Below are 16,925 nucleotides of genomic sequence, written 5' to 3'. Positions count from 1 at the left end.
GAACATGAACATGAACAGGAACATGAACCTGAAGAAAATAAGAACCGCCCTCCTCGTCCTGATCGCTGCCGCGACGGCCGCCGTCTTCTTGCTGCCGCTCGTCTGGATGCTGTCCACCGGGTTCAAAAACGACTTCGAGGCGTTAGCCGGCCAAATGAACTTCATCCCCAAGAAGCCGACGTTCGACAACTTCGTGGACGGCCTGACGGGCGAGCTCATGAACGTGCCGATCACCCGGTGGATCTTCAACTCGCTGTTCGCCGGCGCCGCGGGCACCGCGCTCGTGCTGTGGATCGACTCGATGGCCGCGTACGCGCTCGCAAGGCTCCCGGACGTGCCGCTGCGCCGCGTGCTGTTCCCGATGTTCGTGGCGTCGCTTATGATTCCGGGCGTGCTCACGTTCCTGCCGATGTACCTGGAGTTCAACCAGTTCGGGCTCATTAATACGTATTACGCGTTGGTGCTTCCGTACACGGCGGGCGCGTTCGGCGTCTTCCTGCTGTACCAATTTTTCGTTTCGTTCCCGCGAGAGATCGAGGAGGCCGCCCGCATCGACGGCGCGAACAAGTGGCAGGTATACGCGAGCGTCCTGCTGCCGTCTTCGGTCCCGATCATGGTGACGCTCGGCATATTTACGTTCATGGGCGTGTACAACGACTTCGTCTGGCCGCTGTACGCCACGACGTCGCCGGAGATGCGCACGATTACGGCGGGGATCGCCATGATGGCCCACGGCAGTTATACTCAAGCGTATGGCAAGCTGATGGCGATGACGACGATCGCGGCGCTGCCGGTGCTGCTGGTGTTCATTTTCGGACAACGGTCGTTCGTGCGAGCCATTACGCAGTCCGGCATCAAATAAGGGGTTTCAGCGAGCGGGGAGGAACGGAATGGACCGATGGAGAAATAAGAAAACGGTTACCGTCATCGTCGCGTCCGTCGCGGCGTTGGCGATTCTAGGAGGATGGATGATCATGCAGCGCGCGAACGAGAAGGCGCCGGAGGTCGCGGTGGATTACGCGGGGCACGGAGGCACGTTCAAGAACACGCTGGCGGAGATCGATACGCCGGATCCCAGCGTCGTATACAAAGACGGGTTTTACTATATGACGTTCACGCACAACGGCGCGGACGTCATGGTCATGAAATCGCGCACGCTCGACTTCCGCGGGGCGGAGCGCAAGGTCGTCTGGTATCCGCCGGTCGACACGATGTATTCGGCCAATCTATGGGCCCCGGAAATCCAATTTTTACGCGGAAAATGGTACATCTACTTCGCCGCCGACAACGGCCTCAACGACAATCACCGCATGTACGCGCTCGAAGCGGATACGGACGACCCGATGGGGTCGTGGACGTTCCGCGGACAAATCGCGGACGAAACGAACAAGTGGGCGATCGACGGCCTCGCGCTCGAGCTGGACGACAAGCTGTACTTCGTCTGGTCGGGCTGGGAGGGCGACGTCAACATCGCGCAGAACACGTATATCGCGCCGATGAGCGATCCGCTGACGATCAGCGGGCCGCGGGTGCTGCTGTCGAAGCCCGACCTCGATTGGGAGCGCGCGGGCGGACCGCCGTACATTAACGAAGGGCAAGCGATTTTGAAAAAGAACGGCCGCACGTTCCTGTTTTATTCCGGCGCGGGCAGTTGGACGCCGTTCTACAGCATCGGGATGCTGACGCTTGAAGCCGGCGCCGATCCGCTCGTCCCGGAAAACTGGAAGAAGTCGCAAGCGCCGCTGCTGACGATGAACGACGAAGCCGGCGTCTACGGCCCGGGGCATAACTCGTTCACGACGTCGCCGGACGGAACGGAAGACTGGATCGTGTACCACGCGACGAGCGGCATCTCCGACGGCTGGAACAACCGGAAGGCGCGCGCGCAGAAGGTCGTATGGTCTGCGGACGGGATGCCTTCGTTCGGGCCGGCTTTGTCGCTCGATACGGCGATCGAAGCGCCGTCGGGCGCCGGCGTCTTCCGCGCCGAGCATGCCGTCCTCGAAGGCGATGCGCTGTCGTTCGCAGGGATCGCCTCGAGCGTCGAGACGACGGCCGCGCTGCTCGTGCATTATACGAACGAGAGCGGAGACGTCGTTCCCGCAGCGTTATCGGCGAACGGCGTCTACGCCGGCGAGGCGGCGCTGCCACCGACCGGCGCGGGCGAGACGGGGTACGCGTACGCGCGCGTGCCGCTTACGGAAGGCGCGAACGCGATCGCGATTCGCGCCGGCGGCGACGACTGGAGCGTGACGGCGATCGAGCTGCCGCGGTACGAGGCGGAGAACGCGCAGGCGGAGGGCGGCGCGCTAGCTGAGACGAACCCGTTCGCGACGGGCTGGGGCGTCGCGAAGCTGCCCGCGGGCGAGGAAGCGGCGGCGATCCGGTTCGCGAACGTGCGGGTGCCCGTGTCCGGCACGTACGTCGTGACGGCGTACGTCTCCAACGCCTCCGATTCGCCGGCGCGGTTTCGCATCCGCGCGAACGGCGGCGACGCCGCTGAGGTCGAAGTCGCGCCGGGCGAGCGCAATCGCTTCGCGCCCGTCGAGGTCAGGGTGAAGCTGGCGGCCGGCGCGAACGACGTCGTCCTCGACGGGGCTACGGGGCCGCTTACGTTCGACGCGATCGAAACGACATCACGACAATAGGGGGAGTGCCCGGTGAACCGTACCGGATGGATCCATCGACGGCTCGCTTCCTGGCTGCCCGCCGCCGCGCTCGTCCTGCTGGCGGGCTGCTTCGGCGGCGAGGAGCCGCTCTCGCCCGAGGCGGCCGCCGTCCCCGCGCCGAAGCACCAATTGGAATATTGGACGCCGTTCAGCGGGGGCGATAACCGATTCATGACCGAGATGGTCGACCGGTTCAACGCGGAGCATCCCGACATTCAGGTGAAGCAGACGAATTCCCGGCTGGACGATTATTACCAGCGGCTGCGCACGGCGATTCTCGCGGGCAACGCCCCCGACGTCGCGATCATCCATACGACGAGCCTGCCGCAATTCGTTCAGAACGGGTACATCGAGGATCTGTCCGAACCCGCGAAGCGCGCCGGACTCGACCCGAGCGGATTCAATCCGAATATCGCGGAAGCCGCGACGTACGACGGACGATTGTACTCCGTGCCGCTCGACACGCATGCGCTCGTCATGTACTACAACAAGGCGCATCTGGCGGCGGCCGGCGCGCTGGACGGGGAAGACAGGCCGATGATCGGAAGCGGACCGGAAGGCTTCGAGGCGTTCCTGTCCCGGATCCGGGACGCGGTTCCGCCGGACGTCGCGCCGATGGCGCAGCCGAGCACGCGCATCGACTCCGTCTGGCTCTGGTGGAGTCTGTACAATCAGATGGAGGGCGGCGGCGTCTTCTACAACGCGGCCGCGACGGCCGCGGCGCTGAACAACCCGAAGGCGCTCGAGGCGCTGGAGTTCGTGAACGGGTTGTACGAGAAGCGGCTCATCCCGCCGGATATTAACGACGCGTTCAAGCTGTTTTACGACGGGAAGGCGGCCGTGCTCATTACGGGGATGTGGGGAACCGGCGCGTTCGAAAATGCGCCGTCGCTCGACTTCGGCGTCGTGCCGGTGCCGGTATTGTACGACCGTCCGGCGGTGTGGGGCGACACGCATACGCTCGCGATCCCGACGCGGCACGATATGGAGGACGGGAAACGGGACGCCATCCTGACGTTCGCCCGCTGGATGGTCGAGCACGGCGAAATGTGGGCGGCGGCCGGCCATGTGCCGAGCCTCACGAAGGTCGTCGAAGGAGAGGCGCTCGGCGCGATGAAATATCGCAGCGATTACGCGGCGACGGCCGATTACGTCGCTTATTGGCCGAGACACGTAAAGCAATGGGCGATGATCGAGGTGCTCATCCGCGAGTTCGAGCGGATGATCTACAAGCGCCAGACGCCGGCCGAGGCGCTTCGCCGAGCCGAGGAGACGATCGACGCCGAGCTGCGGCAATGATGGGGAGATACGTCATGTCCTGGATACGCACCTTGCTCCGGCGGTTTACCGATCAGGAGCTCGCCAAAAAACTGATCGTCGTCAACTGCGTCCTCATCGTCGTGCCGCTCGGCGCCATGGCTTGGTTCGCGTACGGCGGCTTCGAGCGGACGATGGAGCGGAACGTCGGCGCCTATCAGCTTCAGACGTTGAAGCAGGTGACGCTCAACATCGACACGTACATGAACGAGCTGAACCGGCTGTCCCTCATGCCCTATCAATACGAAGAGATTCTGGACTTTCTCGGGTCGAAGCGGGAAGAGGGTCAACCGCTCACGCTCGACGAAATCGAGCAGCTGAACGGCTTCGTCTCGAAGGTGTTCATCAACGGGCGCGTCGACATTATGGGCGTGTCACTGTACGGGGAACGCGGCGCCTCGTACGTCGTGCTGCCGGAGAGTCAGTACATCACTTCGTATAAGCTGGACGACGACGCCGAATGGCTGAAGCGGGCCAAGGGACAGTTCGGGCAGCCGACGTTCATCACGACGCACGAGATCGCTTCGACGAGCGGGACGGTCTATCAGGTGTTCTCGATCGCAAGAGAGCTGCGCAGCTTCGACACCGGACGGACGCTCGGTTATATCGTCATCGACATCGATCCGGCGGCGGTCCGCAACATCTTGTCCCAGGTGAAGCTCGGCGAGCACGAGACGCTGTACATCGCGGATCGGAGCGGGAGCCTCGTCATCGGCTCGACGCTCGGCGTCGGCGATCCGGCGTCGATCGGGCGCTTGGAGGGGGAAGGCGTGCGACATCTCGACGTGCCGAACGTCGGCAGCCTGCTCGTCTCCCACGTCACCTCGTCGGTGACGGGATGGACGACGGTCAGCGCGGTGCCGGTACGGGAGCTGATGGAGGACAGCGTCATCGTGCGCAATTCCATCGTGCTCATCGGCGTCGTGTTCGTCGGCCTGGCGATGGCGCTGTCCGCCTTGTTCGCGTTCGGCGTCACGAAGCCGCTGCGCAAGCTGAGCCGTCTCATGCGGAAGGTGGAGCAAGGCGACCTGCAGGTCGCCTTCCCGGTGTCGAGCGGCGACGAGGTCGGCCGGCTCGGGCACGCCTTCAACACGATGGTCTCGAAGCTCAGCGAGCTCGGGTACTTGCTGTACGAGACGGAGCTGCGCGAGAAGGACGCGCAGATCGCGGCGTTGCAGAGCAAGATCAATCCGCATTTTCTATACAATACGCTCGGCTCGATCAGCATGTACGCGGAGCTGGAAGGGAATCGGGAGATCGTGCTTATGTCCAACAGCTTGAGCCGGCTGCTGCGTTATTCGTTGAGCAGCCGCAAGGAGATGGTCACGCTGCGCGACGAGCTCGAGCACGTGAACGGGTATATGGCGATCCAGAAGCTGCGCTACGACGACCGGATCGACTACGCCTGCGACATCGATCCGGACGCCTTGGACTGCCGGATGATTCCGCTGCTGCTGCAGCCGATCGTCGAGAACGCCTTGAATCACGGGCTCGACAAGGGCATCGGCGTCGGCCGCGTCCGCCTCGGCGGCGGCGCGGCCGACGGCGTGCTGCGGCTGACGCTGGAGGACGACGGGATCGGCCTCTCGAGCGAGCGGCTCGAGGAGCTGCAGGAGCGGCTTCGCTCGGCGAGAGACGTCGGCGGGACGACCGGCAACGGGCTGCTCAACGTCCATCGGCGAATTCGGCTGCATTTCGGCGAGCCGTACGGCATTACGCTCGAGAGCATGCCGTACCAAGGAGTGAAGGTCATTCTAACGCTGCCGGCGATCCGGGCTTCGGACGCGCCGGCGTCGAAGGGGGAAGACGATGCCTAATATCGTAATCGTGGACGACGAAGCGATCTTCCGGAGAGGCCTCAGCTCGATGATCGCTTCGATCGACGCCGAGTGGCGCGTGGTCGGAGACGCCAGGGACGGCTACGAAGCGCTCGATCTCCTGCAGGATCGGCGTCCCGACGTCATGCTGACGGACATTCGGATGCCGCGCATGGACGGCCTGCAGCTGCAGAAGATCGCCCGCGAGCGGTTCCCGGATTTGGTCAGCGCGGTCGTCAGCGGGTACGAGGACTTCGCTTACGTGAAGCAATCGATGCAGCACGGCGCCAAGGATTACCTGATGAAGCCGATCGAACGGGAGGAGCTCGCGAAGCTGCTCGACCGCTTGAAGGCGGAAGTTCGGGAGCGCGCCGAGCGCCGAAGCGCGGCGCCGGAGTGGGCGAAGGGCGACCAGCGCCGCGCGCGGGAGCGCGCTTCCGAGCATCTTGCGGCGGCATTGGCGCGAGGCGCCGTCGGCGAGGACGAGATCCGGCAGCTGGAGGAAGAGCTCGGCCTCCGGTTCGACGCGCCTTGTTACGCGTGCATGATCGTGAAGCTCGATAAGCAGTCGGTCGGCTCGGAGCGGTACGGGCGGGCGGATCCGTCGCTCTTCCAGCTGTATATTCAACAGTTCGTGCAGGAGGTCATCGACCGGCGGACGACGGGGTTCAGCTTCGTGCTGAACGACTCGGAGGTCGTGGCGATGCTGAACGGGGAGGGCGGCGCAGACGCGATGCGGAAGCATCTCGAGATGGCCGAATCGATCCGGCTGCAAATCAAGTCGCTCTCCGACCTGACCGTCACGATCGGCGTCGGACGGCTGTCGCCGGGCGCGGAGTCGCTCGCGGCGTCGTACCGGGAAGCGGAGATCGCGCTGTTGCGCCGGCTTATCGTCGGCGGCGACAAAGTGCTCGCATACGAGCGTATGGAGGCGGACGGCACGACGCTGGCGCATGCGGAGCCGCGGGAATGGTCGTGGGAGGCGCTCGAGCGGGCGATCGCCGACGGTCGCCCCGCGGAGGCGGAGGAGCGGGCGCGCGAGGCCGCCGCGGAGCTGTGCCGGAAGGCGCCGACGCCGCAGACGGTGCATCGCCATATTTGCAAGCTTGTCATACGCTGCTACGAACTTGCCTCCGAATGGGGCGTCGCGAAAGCGTGGCTCGGCGAGAAGGACGTGCGCGAGCTGCTGTTCGACGTCTGCTCGGTTTCCGCCAGCGACGAGCTGACCGAGCTGTGCGGCTCGCTGTTCGGCCGGCTGGCCGGCTGCGTCGCCGCCGCCGGCGCGGATCGGCCGGCGGACGCCGTCGCGAAGGCGATCCGGTACATGGAGGCGAATTATGCTGAGTCGATCACGCTCGGCCGGATGGCGGAGATGTTGTATCTGAATCCCGCGTACTTCAGCGCGTTGTTCAAGCAGAAGACCGGCGTCACGTTCGTCGAACGGCTTACCGCGATCCGCGTCGAGGCGGCGAAGCATCTGCTCGCCGCGACGAACGCCCTCGTTGCGGAAGTCGCCGAACGGACCGGCTTCCGCAACGTGCGCCACTTCAACCGCGTGTTCAAGGGCGAGACGGGCGTGTCCCCTACGGAATACCGGGAGCGCATGAGGGAGGACGTCGGCGGCAGTTGAACGAAGGGATGACGCATCAACGGAATCGGACCGACGGGGCGACGCTCCGTCGGTTTTTTTGTCCTTCGATTCGCCTTTCAACGAGGAGGGGGATTCTCTTTTTTTGTCCTTCTCCTCGGTTTCCTTTCGCTCAGCCATTCGGGGCTATACTCAACAACACGATCGCCCGCCGCCATACCGCGTTTTCACGTTTACCCCGCTACCGGTGAGTTCGCCGAGCCCAACTGCTCAAGATTTGAGCTCATTTCGCCAAACTGCTCAAAATTTGACACGATCTCCTGCCGCCTTACCGCGTTTACCCGTCAAACTGATACCACGTACCTCCTCCCAAACGTTATAGCCCGCGCAACCTGTCTCGGACGGGCATATGGTGAAGGAGAGGGAGGTGAGGAAGCTATGGAATTCCAGGCGTATGACGTCGCATTGATTCCGTTGATCGTGGCGCTCGTCGGCTTGGTCGGGAGAATGGGCGTCACCGCGAGATTCCTGCCCGCCGTAGCGATCGCGCTCGGATTGGTCGCCGGCTTCGTCTATGTCGCCCCGGGAGACTGGCGGCAGGCGGCGCTCGCGGGCGTCGTCATGGGGCTGTCGGCGATCGGCGCGTACTCCGGCGTAAAGAACACGGTGCAGAAGCGGGAGTGACGGCCGTAGCCTAGACGCTCAAAAAAAAGACCATACCCTCGGCATCTTCGCGAGCCGAGCGTATGGTCTTCCCTTTTCCTTATTAATGCGCGACCGTGTTGTACGTCATGATCCAGATCGAGCCGCCGACGACGGTTACCAGGATGACGACGCCGAGCAGCAGCGACATCAGGTTCCATCGAGCGTTCTCGCCTTCGCGTAGATGCATGAAGAACAGCAGCTGAATCGCGAACTGCAGGACGGCCGCCGCGAGGATGACGACCATCGTCGTCGTCCGCCCCAGATCGGCGCCGAGCACGGCGACGAGCGGTATGATCGTCAGTACGATCGATAAGACGAAGCCGATGACGTAGGACTTCAACGACCCGTGATTGCCGTGGGTCCCGGCGCCGTGCGCTTCATGCCCGTGTCCGTTAGCGGCAGGCTTGTTATGCGTCGCCATCTTACATCACCCCCATCAAGTAGACGACGGTGAAGAGGAAGATCCACACCGCGTCGAGGAAGTGCCAGTACAAGCTGAGCACGTTGACCTTGCGCTCGGTGACCGGCGTAATGCCGCGGCGGCGAAGCTGCAGCATGAGGCCGATCATCCAGACGAGGCCGATCGTCACGTGCAGACCGTGCGCCCCGACGAGCGTGAAGAACGCCGACAGGAACGCGCTCGTCTGCAGCGTGGCGCCTTCGTGGACCATGTGTACGAACTCGTACAGCTCGAGTCCGATGAACGCGGCGCCGAGAACCGCCGTTACCGCGAGCCAGCCGATAAGACCCTTCAGACGGCCTTGCTGCATCGACAGCACCGCGAGACCGCTCGTGAAGCTGCTCGTCAGAAGGATGAACGTGCTGGCGATGACGATCGGAATATTGAACAGCTCTTCGCCCGTAGGGCCGCCGGCCGTGTTGTTCCGCAGCACGACGTACGTGGCGAACAAGGTCGCGAACATAATGACGTCGGTAATCAGGAACAACCAGAAGCCGAACATCTTGAGCCCTTCTTGGTCGTGATGCCCATGATCGGCATGCTCGTGATGAGCGCCGTGCGTATGCGTTGCCGCCATTACGCCTTCCCCCCTCTCAACGCCGCCTCCGTGCGGCGAACCTCATCTACAGGAATATAGTAGTCGGTGTCGTACTGGAACGAACGAACGAGCATGCAGATCGCAACGCCGGCAAGCCCCGGAATGACGAAGTGCAGCCAGTCGAAGACGAAGCCGAAGCCCGCGACGAACCAGAAGAACGACATGACGAACGGAATGCCGGAATGCTTCGGCATATGAATCGGCTCGAGCGCGGGCGCCGGAGCGTCCGGTACGCCTGCTGCGCGGCGCTGCTTCGTCGCCCACCAGTCGTCCGTCTCGGAGACGGTCGGCACCGTCGCGAAGTTGTACAATGGCGCAGGCGACGGGATGGACCACTCCAACGTCCGGCCGTCCCACGGGTCGCCCGTCGTATCCTTCTGCATGAACTTGATGGAATGCGCGATCTGCCATACCTGGAACAGGAAGCCGATGCCCATCAGGAAGCCCCCGACCGTCGAGACGAGGTTGAGCGGACCCCAGCCCATGTCGAAGTCGTACGTGTACATCCGGCGCGTCATGCCGTCTAAGCCAAGGAAGTACTGCGGCATGAAGCAGACGTAGAAGCCGATGTTCCAAAGCCAGAACGCCCACTTGCCGAGCCCCTCGTGGAGCTTGAAGCCGAACATCTTCGGCCACCAGTACGTCAGGCCGGCGAAGAAGCCGAACGCGACGCCGCCGATGAGCACCTGATGGAAGTGCGCGATCAAGAAATAGCTGTTATGGAACTGGAAGTCGGCCGGCGCGACGGACAGCATGACGCCGGTCATGCCGCCGACGACGAAGCAAGGAATGAACGAAATCGTCCACATCATCGGCGTCGTAAACTTAATGCGGCCGCGATACATAGTAAACAGCCAGTTAAAAATCTTCACGCCCGTCGGGATGGCGATGATCATCGTCGTGACGGCGAAGAACGCATTGACGTTGGCGCCGGAGCCCATCGTAAAGAAATGATGCGCCCAGGTGAAGAAGGAAGCGATACTGATGGACATCAAGGCGAACACCATCGATTTATAGCCGAACAACGTCTTCTTCGCGAACGTCGAGACGATCTCCGAGAAGATGCCGAACGCCGGAAGGATAACGATATATACTTCTGGATGACCCCACATCCAGATGAGGTTGATATACATCATCGGGTTGCCGCCCGCGTCCAGCGTGAAGAAGTGAGCGCCGAAGTAGCGGTCCATGAACAAGAGGAACAACGTGATCGTCAGAATCGGGAAGGCGAGAATGATCGTCAAGCAGCTCGCCAGCGTCGACCAGGTAAACATCGGCATTTTCATGAGGCCCATGCCCGGCGCGCGCATTTTCAAAATCGTAACGATAAAGTTAATCCCGGTCATGAGCGACCCGATCCCGGAAATCTGAATGCCCCAAATATAGAAGTTCTGACCGACGCCCGGGCTGCCCTCCAGCCCCGACAGCGGCGGATAAGCGAGCCAACCCGCATCCGGGGAGCCGCCGATGACGAACGACATGTTGAACAGCATCGCGCCCCAGAAGAAGAGCCAGAAGCTTAAGCTGTTCAGGAACGGGAACGCGACGTCGCGCGCGCCGATCTGCAGCGGAATGACGATGTTGAACAAGCCGAACATGAGCGGCATCGCCATGAACAGGATCATGATGACGCCGTGCGTCGTGAAAATCTGATTATAGTGGTCCGCATGCAGGAATTCCATACCCGGCAGCGCGAGCTGCGTCCGCATGAGCAGGGCGTCTACCCCGCCGCGGAATAACATGAGGATCGAACAGATAACATACATAATACCGATTCGTTTATGATCGACGGTCGTCAGCCATTCGCGCCAGAGCCAGCCCCATTTTCGAAAATAGGACAGGACGAACACGATGGCGACCATCGTGAGGCCGATGCTGACCTGGGCGCCGAGGATGAGCGGATCGCCGGTCACGAAAAACTCGGATGCGAATTGCTTGATGGTATCCATAGCGGATCTCCTTTCTATGCTTCGTTAATGGGCGGCGTGCGATTCGTCGTGGCCGTGCTCGGCCGCGTCCGCCGAATCGGACGCTTCCTCCGCCTCGGGCGCCGACGCGCCGTGTCCGGCGTGCGGGTTTTGCCCGTCGACGACGTATCTCGTGACGATATCGTAAAACAGCCCTTCCGGGATGCCCGCGAACTGCTGCACATGCGACGTGCCCGGCTGGCGAAGCTCGTCGTAGCCTTCTACCGTGAGCGGCTCCGAGGTCGACTTCACTTGCTCGACCCATGCGTCGAATTCGTCCTGCGGCACCGCCGTCGCGAAGAACGTCATATCGGCGAAGTGCTCGCCGCTGAAGTTCGCGCCGGAGCCGTAGTAGACGCCCGGCTCGTCGGCTTGCAGGTAGAGCGTCATCGCCATGCCGCTCATCGTGTAGATTTGTCCGCCGAGCTGCGGAATCCAGAACGAGTTCATCGGCGCGTCCGACGTCAGCTCGAACCGGACCGGCACGTCCTCGGGAATGTACAAGTAATTCACCGTAGCGATGTCTTGTTCCGGATATTGGAACAGCCACTTCCAGTCGAGCGAGGTCACTTGGATGACGAGCTCTTCCTTTTCCGAAACGATCGGCTTGGAAGGCTCCAACGCATGCGTGTATCGGACGGTTACGACCGCCAGAATCGCGATAATGATGATCGGAATCGCCCACCAGACGATCTCGAGCTTCGTATTATGCGACCAGGTCGGCTCGTACGGCGCGTCGCTGTCCTTGCGGTCGCGATACCGCACGACGATATATGCGGTCAAGGCGAGAACCGGCACGAGGATGACGACGCATAGCAGCATGCTAATGTAGATCAAATCTTTCTGTTGCGCGGCGATCGGCCCTTTGGGATCGAACACCATCGCGTCGCCGCAGCCGGTCAGAAGCGCCGCGGTCAAGAGCAGCATCGCCGGGAGCGCCAAGCCGAGTTTGAAGATACGAGGTTTCATATGACGGTCCTCCTGTGCATGTGATTCATAATGAAGATTTTAAATGTATGTCGAAAATGAAGTTGTGACGAATTTCACTGCCTCCCTAATAAAATATCACGTTCCTCGTTCGTTCGAACCCCACTTTGCAAATCCGTCAAATAGTCGCCCCAATTCGGTAAAATTGTAGTCACGCTTTGGACGAAAAGACGCGCACGAACGCAAAAAAGCCCCCAAGATTTCTCTCTTGGAGGCTTCGAAACGTTGATTTTATCGGATTTCGTCGCGATCGCCGAACAAGTGCGGCGCCCGAGCATGCACGAGATGAATCGCCGTGCGGATGACATAAATGTGAACGCTGCCGACCATAAAGCCGATGCCGACCATAAGGGAGGCGTTCTGTTCGCTGAAGTGGCCCAAGTTCGCGAGGGAAAGCGCGAGGCCGATGAGAAGCGTCGTCCACGAGGCCGCGGTCATCCACTTCACAAGCTTCTGCACGCTGCGTTCCGACCCGCCGGAACGGTTGTTAATATAATTGTTGGAGAGCATTCGTCCCACATCCTTGTAAGAGCTTTCGTGTCATTATTGTATCACAAATAGATCGAAAGTGTTCAAAAAATTTTCACCTTTTCGCCAAAGTTCCGTCACCGGTATCGATTTTTTCGGGAGGGATGGATTACAATGGGGAAATATCGATATCGCTGGGAAGCCGAGGGGACCGCCGATGCTTTTCGTTCGCCGCTTGAGTTGGTTTTTTCGCAAACGTTGGCCGTTTTACGTAGCGACGATGCTGCTGATTTCCGCCAACAGTTATATGAATACCGTCGCGCCGCGCATGGTCGGGCAGACGATCGACAGCATGCTGAACGGCACGTTGACGCGCGCCGGCCTGTCGTCGACGCTGTGGCTGCTGCTCGGCATCGCCGTCGCGATGTACGTCACCACCTACATCTGGATCAACGCCTTGTTCGGCAGCTCCGCGCTGCTGAACAAGCAGCTGCGGGATCGGCTGCTGGCGCATTGGACGCGCATGCGTCCGTCGTTTTTCCAGCGGAACCGCTCCGGGGAGCTGATGGCGCTCGCGACGAACGACATCGAGGCGGTCAGCAACACGGCGGGCTTCGGCGTCGTAACGATCACGAACACGATCATGGGCGTCATCGTCGTCGTCGCTTCGATGATCTACTTCATCGACGTACGGCTCATGATCGCCGCGCTGCTGCCGATGCCGCTGCTTACGGTGGCCATTAACGTGCTCGGCCGGCGGATGCGAACGCATTTCACCGAGGCGCAGCAGCGGTTCGGCGTCATGAACGACCATGTGCTGGAGTCGATCTCGGGGCAGCGCGTGCTGCGTTCCTACGTACAGGAGAAGAACGATCTGGCGGCGTTCGATCGCGTGACGAAGGACGTCATGGAGAAAAACATTCGCGTCGCGCAGACGAACTCGCTGTTCATGCCGGCCATCTCGGCGATCACGGGCATCAGCTTCGCGATCGCCATCGGGTACGGTTCTTACCTGGTCGTCCATAACGAGATCACGCTCGGCGAGATGGTCACCTTCAATATTTATCTCGGGCTGCTCGTCTGGCCGATGATCGCCTTCGGCGACTTCATTAATATATTGCAGCGCGGCAACGCGTCCGTGAACCGGATCGAGGAGAGCCTCGCGCAGCAGCCGGACGTGACGGATCCGATCGATCCGATCCGCCCGGAGGCGGCGGGGGACGTCGCGTTCCGAGGGCTGACGTTCCGTTATCCGGGGGCCGACGTCGATCGGCTGAAGGACATTCGGCTCGAGGCCCGGCGCGGCGAGACGATCGGCGTCGTCGGCAAGACGGGAAGCGGCAAGAGCACGCTGCTGAAGCAGCTGCTGCGGCAGTACCCGATTCCCGCGGGCGGAGTGACGGTGTCCGGCGTCCCGATCGATCGGATTCCGCTCGATCGGCTGCTCGGATGGATCGGTTACGTGTCGCAGGAGCATCTGCTGCTCTCCCGGTCGATCCGGGACAATATCGCGCTCGGCAGGCCGGAGGCGACCGAAGCCGAAGTATTGGAGGCGGCGCGGATGGCGTTCCTAAGCGAGGATCTCGAGCGAATGCCGGAAGGGCTGGACACGATCGTAGGGGAGAACGGCGTCATGCTATCCGGCGGGCAGAAGCAGCGGATCGGCATCGCGCGGGCGCTCTTGGTGCGGCCGGAAATTTTGATCTTGGACGACGCGCTGTCGGCCGTCGACGCGCGTACGGAAGCCGCGATTTTGGATGCGGTGCGGCGGAGCCGGGCGGGGAAGACGACGTTCATCGCCACCCATCGGCTGTCCGCGGTGAAGCATGCGCAGCGCATCGTCGTGCTGGACGACGGACGGATCGTCGAGGAAGGCACGCACGAAGAACTGATGCAGCGGGACGGCTGGTATAAGCGGCAATACGAACGGCAGCAGCTGGAGGAGAGTCTCCTGGAGGACGGAACGAACGGGGCGGGGACGAGCGGAACGAACGGAACGAGCGGAACGAACGGGGCGGTGAACCCATCATGATCGAACAAGATAACGTACGCGAAGGGACCGTCGCGAAGCGGCTGCTCGGCTACTTGCTGCTGTTCCGGCGGCAGGTCGCCGTCGCGCTGCTCATTCTGGTGCTGGCGCTCGGCGCGCAGCTCGCGGGACCGATCGTCACGAAGACGATCATCGACGACCATCTGCTCGCCATTCAATTCGATTGGTACGAGCTCGAGTCGGAGGACGTCCCGGAAGGCGCTTTGTCGGTGCCGTTCCGGGAGCGGGCGTACGTGCGCAGCGACTGGCTGCCGGAGGGCGCTCCGCCGCCGGCTCCGGAATCCGTCGCGCGGTTCCGCGCCGGCGCCGGCGACGGCGACGGGAGCGGCTTCGCGCTGGACAGCCCGGCGTACGGCGTCGCGGCGTTGACGGGGGCGGAGGTGACGGCGTTCTATCGGCATGATATCGCGCCGATCTTCCGCCTCGTCGCCCTGATCGTCGCGCTGACCGTCGTCGGCAGCGCGCTGACGTACGTGCAGAGCTTTCTGCTGCAGTCGTCCGCGCAGCGCATCGTGCAGCGGATGCGGATGGACTTGTTCCGGCATCTCCAACGGCTGCCCGTCGCGTTCTTCGACAAGACGCCGATCGGGCAGATCGTCTCGCGCGTCGCCAACGACACGGAAAATATCAAGGAGCTGTATATCAGCTTCACCGCGACGTTCGTCGTCAGCGGGTTGAACATTATAGGCGTCTTCGCGGCGCTGCTGTTTCTCGAATGGCGGCTCGCGCTATTGTGCGCGATCATCCTGCCGTTGTTCGCGGCGCTGCTCTATTTGCACCTGAAAATTTCCAAGAAGTACGTGCAGATCATTCGAGCGAAGCTGGCCGAGATGAACGCGATGCTGAACGAGATGATTCACGTCATGCCGATCGTGCAGGCGTTCCGCCGGGAAGAGACGATGAAGCGGGAATTCGGCCGGCTGAACGAAGAGCGGTATCGGAGCCAAGTGGCGCAGTTCCGGATTACGGCGTTCTCCGGACGGAACGTCGTCTACTTCGTCAGCCGCCTGCTGACCGCGTTCATCCTTTGGTATTTCGGAGCTCGGTCGCTCGGGGCCGGAGGCGTCGTCTCGTTCGGGGCGCTGTATGCGTTCGTCGATTATTTGGGTCGCATCTACGAGCCGATCGTCGGCATCTTCGATCAGATGACGAACGCGCAGCGGGCGTTCGTCTCGGCGGAGCGGGTATTCGCGCTGATGGATCGGGAAGGGGAGGCCGTGGAAGAAGAGGAGGGGCCTGCGACGCCCCGCCCGGAAGGCCGCGTCGAGTTCGACGACGTCACGTTCGCGTACGTGCCGGGCGAGAACGTGCTGAAGGGGATCTCGTTCGAGGCGAAGCGGGGCGAGACGATCGCGCTCGTCGGCCATACCGGCTCCGGCAAAAGCTCGATCATGAATCTGCTGCTTGGCTTCTATGAGCCGACCGGCGGCGCCATCCGCATCGACGGCGTCGATATTCGGACGATGTCGAAGCAGGCGCTGCGGCGCCATATGGGCATCGTGCTGCAGGACCCGTTCCTGTTTACGGGCGACGTGAAGTTCAACGTATCGCTCTATAACGAGGCGATCGACGAAGAGACGGCCCGCCGCGCGCTGACCGAGGTCGGGGCCGGCCCGTTCGTCGACCGGCTGGCGAACGGGCTCGCGGAGCCCGTCGTCGAGCGGGGCAGCACGATGTCCGCCGGGGAGAGGCAGCTCGTCTCCTTCGCGCGGGCGCTCGCTTACGATCCGGCCATCCTCATCTTGGACGAAGCGACGGCCAGCATCGACAGCGAGACGGAGCAGGTCATCCAGCACGCGTTGAACGTGCTCCGTCACGGGCGGACGACGTTCGTCATCGCGCACCGGCTGTCCACGATTCGCGACGCGGACCGCATCCTCGTACTGAACCGCGGCGTCATCGAAGAGCGCGGCACGCACGACGAGCTGATGGCGCTGCGCGGGCGCTATTACCGGATGTATTTGCTCCAGAACGCGGAGCGTCCCGTCGGGGCGGGGTAGGCCTCGTAAGAGGAGGAGGAGGTAGGCGGGGGGTTCTCTCCGCCCGCTCCTTCTCCTCGATTTCCCTTCGCTCAGCCGAACCTTTTTACGCAGCCCGCGCGACTTGCAGACATTGCTCGCGCCTCGCGGCGAGGCATTGGAATCGACCTACACCCTTGATCTCGCCTCTACCGCAATCCGACCTCATCCGCGCCGACACGATTTCATCGCCGAAGTGCGTGCTTCGCGCGTATATTGCATCCACCCGCCGCTGCGACTTATGGCTGAGCCAAGGGAAATGGAGGAGAAGGAGCGGAAAA

At 62.2% G+C, this 16,925-nt stretch carries 13 protein-coding genes; 8 read left to right on the top strand and 5 right to left on the bottom strand.

All coding sequences use genetic code 11. From position 1 onward, the window contains the following. Positions 1-4 precede the first annotated feature (4 nt). The 6 genes from FE782_RS16645 (at position 5) to FE782_RS16620 (ending at position 8,075) form a co-directional block, all read left to right on the top strand. Positions 5-862: a carbohydrate ABC transporter permease gene (locus FE782_RS16645; protein WP_238392520.1), complete on the top strand. Its 858-nt coding sequence runs from the start codon at positions 5-7 to the stop codon at positions 860-862. 28 nt (positions 863-890) lie between these two features. Then, positions 891-2,648, top strand: coding sequence for a family 43 glycosylhydrolase (locus FE782_RS16640; RefSeq protein WP_138195372.1), 1,758 nt, complete (start codon positions 891-893; stop codon positions 2,646-2,648). A 12-nt stretch (positions 2,649-2,660) separates the two neighbouring features. After that, positions 2,661-3,968, top strand: coding sequence for an ABC transporter substrate-binding protein (locus FE782_RS16635; protein ID WP_138195371.1), 1,308 nt, complete (start codon positions 2,661-2,663; stop codon positions 3,966-3,968). Positions 3,969-3,982: 14 nt separating this feature from the next. Then, positions 3,983-5,803 (top strand): cache domain-containing sensor histidine kinase, encoded by a 1,821-nt coding sequence (locus tag FE782_RS16630; protein WP_138195370.1) that lies wholly within the window; start codon positions 3,983-3,985, stop codon positions 5,801-5,803. After that, positions 5,796-7,433: a response regulator gene (locus FE782_RS16625; RefSeq protein ID WP_138195369.1), complete on the top strand. Its 1,638-nt coding sequence runs from the start codon at positions 5,796-5,798 to the stop codon at positions 7,431-7,433. The genes FE782_RS16630 and FE782_RS16625 overlap by 8 nt, the downstream gene beginning before the upstream one ends. 396 nt (positions 7,434-7,829) lie before the next feature. Continuing rightward, positions 7,830-8,075, top strand: a complete 246-nt coding sequence (locus FE782_RS16620) for a hypothetical protein (protein WP_138195368.1) — start codon at positions 7,830-7,832, stop codon at positions 8,073-8,075. An 82-nt stretch (positions 8,076-8,157) separates the two neighbouring features. On the opposite strand, the gene cyoD is transcribed toward FE782_RS16620, so the two are convergent. The 5 genes from cyoD to FE782_RS16595 form a co-directional block, all read right to left on the bottom strand. Further along, the gene (gene cyoD / locus FE782_RS16615; protein WP_138195367.1) at positions 8,158-8,517 is read right to left on the bottom strand and encodes a cytochrome o ubiquinol oxidase subunit IV; all 360 of its coding nucleotides are present in this window, start codon (positions 8,515-8,517) and stop codon (positions 8,158-8,160) included. A 1-nt stretch (position 8,518) separates the two neighbouring features. After that, complete coding sequence (cyoC, locus tag FE782_RS16610) at positions 8,519-9,133, bottom strand: cytochrome o ubiquinol oxidase subunit III (protein ID WP_138195366.1); 615 nt, start codon at positions 9,131-9,133, stop codon at positions 8,519-8,521. Continuing rightward, the gene (locus FE782_RS16605; protein ID WP_138195365.1) at positions 9,133-11,103 is read right to left on the bottom strand and encodes a cbb3-type cytochrome c oxidase subunit I; all 1,971 of its coding nucleotides are present in this window, start codon (positions 11,101-11,103) and stop codon (positions 9,133-9,135) included. The genes cyoC and FE782_RS16605 overlap by 1 nt, the downstream gene beginning before the upstream one ends. A gap of 24 nt (positions 11,104-11,127) precedes the next feature. Then, positions 11,128-12,048 carry a ubiquinol oxidase subunit II gene (gene cyoA, locus FE782_RS16600; RefSeq protein WP_238392533.1) on the bottom strand — a complete coding sequence of 307 codons (921 nt, stop codon included), beginning with the start codon at positions 12,046-12,048 and terminating at the stop codon, positions 11,128-11,130. 291 nt (positions 12,049-12,339) lie between these two features. Beyond that, the gene (locus FE782_RS16595; protein ID WP_138195363.1) at positions 12,340-12,618 is read right to left on the bottom strand and encodes a hypothetical protein; all 279 of its coding nucleotides are present in this window, start codon (positions 12,616-12,618) and stop codon (positions 12,340-12,342) included. Between the two features lie 175 nt (positions 12,619-12,793). Between FE782_RS16595 and FE782_RS16590 the strand changes: the two genes are divergently transcribed. Both FE782_RS16590 and FE782_RS16585 read left to right on the top strand, forming a co-directional pair. Further along, entirely contained in the window at positions 12,794-14,608 is a 1,815-nt protein-coding gene (locus FE782_RS16590; RefSeq protein WP_138195362.1) for an ABC transporter ATP-binding protein, read from the top strand. Next, positions 14,605-16,626 (top strand): ABC transporter ATP-binding protein, encoded by a 2,022-nt coding sequence (locus FE782_RS16585; protein WP_138195361.1) that lies wholly within the window; start codon positions 14,605-14,607, stop codon positions 16,624-16,626. The genes FE782_RS16590 and FE782_RS16585 overlap by 4 nt, the downstream gene beginning before the upstream one ends. Positions 16,627-16,925: the final 299 nt, after the last annotated feature.

It is taken from the genome of Paenibacillus antri (genome assembly GCF_005765165.1).
GTDB lineage: Bacteria > Bacillota > Bacilli > Paenibacillales > YIM-B00363 > Paenibacillus_AE > Paenibacillus_AE antri.
Note: the sequence above shows the minus strand (reverse complement) of the source record. Positions and strands in the feature narration are given on the sequence as shown.